Source organism: Devosia sp., assembly GCF_017307565.1.
In the GTDB taxonomy this organism is placed as follows: domain Bacteria; phylum Pseudomonadota; class Alphaproteobacteria; order Rhizobiales; family Devosiaceae; genus Devosia.
Window position 1 is genome coordinate 1 of the sequence record NZ_JAFKHD010000522.1, and the last position, 2,326, is coordinate 2,326.

Genomic DNA, 2,326 nt, shown 5'->3' on the forward strand with positions numbered 1-2,326 from the left:
GGCGCGACGAAGACGCCATGGCCGTCTTCCGCCGCAATACGCTCGGCATCGTCTTCCAGAGCTTTCACCTCATTCCCTCGCTCACCGCGCTCGACAATGTCGGTCTGGCGCTCGAGATCGCCCGCCCCGACCTGCCGCTCGCCGAAGTGCGCAAGGAGGCCGCAGCAGCCCTCGATGCCGTCGGCCTCGGCAAACGCCTCGACCATCGACCCTCGGCCCTGTCGGGCGGCGAACAGCAGCGCGTCGGCCTTGCCCGCGCCCTCGTCACCAAGCCGCGCCTGCTGCTTGCCGACGAACCCACCGGCAATCTCGACCAGAAGACCGGCGCCGTGGTCGTTGAACTCATGTTCAACCTCGCCCGTCAGAACGGCACCGCCGTCGTCATGATCACCCACGACCCGCACCTGGCCGAGCGCACCGACCGCACCTTCACCATGGAACAGGGTCAGCTGACCGAAACCACGAGCACCCGCTGATGCGCGCCCTTTTTGCGGCGGCCCGCGTGGGCCTCAAGGAAATGGCCGGCGACTGGCGCCGCTTTTCCCTCCTCATCATCTGTCTCGCCGTCGGCACCGCGCTGATCGCGGGCGTCTCCTCGGTCTCCTCGGCCATTACCCGGGCCGTCGACCAGAATGCCGCCATGCTGATGGGCGGCGATCTCGAATTCACCCGCTCCGATCGCGCCGCCACGGCCAGCGAACTCGCCATTCTCGAACAGGCCGGCACGCTGGCCTATGTCATCGAGACCAATCTGAGCGCTGACTCGCCGTCCGGCGAAGCCTTTGTCGACCTCGTCGCCGCCGGTCCCGGCTATCCGCTGCTCGGCGGCGTCGGCACGAGCGATGCCGAAGCCATGACCTCGCCCTTCAACGCGCTTGAAGAGCGCGACGGCAAATATGGCGCCCTTGTCGATCCAGTCATGCTCGACCAATTGGGCCTCAAGACTGGCGGCACCATCACCATTGGCGGCACCGATTTCGACGTCCGCGGCACCCTGACCGGGCTTCCCGATGGTCCGGTGCGCGGCTTCCGCCTCGGCCTTGCAACGCTCATCAGCAGCGACGGCTTCGCCCATGTGTCGGACCGCACCTCGCCGCTGCCGGGCCTCGGCACCAATTTCCGCTACAAGCTGCTGCTGGCGGCCGGCGATACCGAAGCCGAGCGCCAGCGCCTTTCTGCCGAACTCGGCGATGCCGGCTGGGAAATCCGCTCGGCCCTCGACGGCCTCGGCCCCATGCTGCGCTACTATGATCTCTTCACCGGCTTCCTGATGGTCGTGGGCCTCGGCTCGCTGCTCATCGGCGGCGTCTCGGTGTGGAGCGTCATGTCCGCCTATATCGGCGAGCGCTCCGGCGTCATTGCCGTGCTCCGAAGCCTCGGCGCTTCGCGCTGGCGCGTGCTGGTGCATTTCCTCGTACAGGTGCTCGCGCTGGGTCTCGTCGGTGTAGGCATCGGCGTCGTCGTCGGCGTCACCATCGGCCTCGTTGTGCTGCCTGCCGTCGGCAATGCCATCGGCATCCCGCTCTCGCGCGACATCGACATCCTCGCCATCCTGGTGGCGGGCGCCGTCGGCCTCCTCACCGCCTTCGCCTTCTCCTATCTGCCGCTCGTGCAGGCGCAGATGGTGTCTCCCGCCAATCTCTTCCGCTCCAAGGGCCTCGGCGCCCCGCGCATCGAGTGGAAAAAATTCCTCGCCTCGGGCGAACTGCTGCCGCTCTTTGCCGCTATCGTACTTTTCTTCTGGCTGGCCATCGTGCTCACGGGCGATATCAAGCTCGTGGCCGCCTTTGCCGGTGCCGCCATCGGCGCTGCCGCGCTCCTGCAGGTGGGCAGTCGTCTTGCTCTCGTCGGCCTGTCGAGATCGCCGTCGCCGCGCTGGCGACCGCTGCGTCAGTCGCTGCGCGCCATTGTCGGCACCACGCGCAACAGCTCGGCCGTCGTCACCGCCGTGGGCCTTGCCATGGTGATCCTGGTCGTTGTCCAGGTGCTCGCCATCAATCTGCGCAACGAATTCCTCGGCGCATCGGTTTTCGACGCCCCGACCCTCGTCGCCTCCGACCTCTTCCCCGACGAAATGGAATCCCTCCAGTCCTTCGTCGGCCCCGAACACGGCATTGCCCTTGTCACCGCCACGCCGATGCTGCGCGGCACGGTCACCGCCATTGACGGCACCCCGGTCGAAAATCTCACTGCTAATGGTCCTGAAGCGGCCTTCCTGCTTTCGGGCGAAATCCCGATGACCTATCGCTCGGTGCTGCCGCCGGCCTCGCGTCTCGTCGATGGCCAGTGGTGGCCGTCCGATTATTCCGGCCCGGTTCTGGTGTCT

At 66.8% G+C, this 2,326-nt stretch carries 2 protein-coding genes; both read left to right on the forward strand.

Features of this window, described 5'->3' with window-relative positions:
* Positions 1 to 476, forward strand: a 476-nt coding sequence (locus J0I64_RS22495; protein WP_291412516.1) for an ATP-binding cassette domain-containing protein, incomplete at its 5' end; no start/stop codon positions are given.
* Positions 476 to 2,326, forward strand: a 1,851-nt coding sequence (locus J0I64_RS22500) for an FtsX-like permease family protein (RefSeq protein ID WP_291412518.1), incomplete at its 3' end; no start/stop codon positions are given. The genes J0I64_RS22495 and J0I64_RS22500, both read left to right, overlap by 1 nt.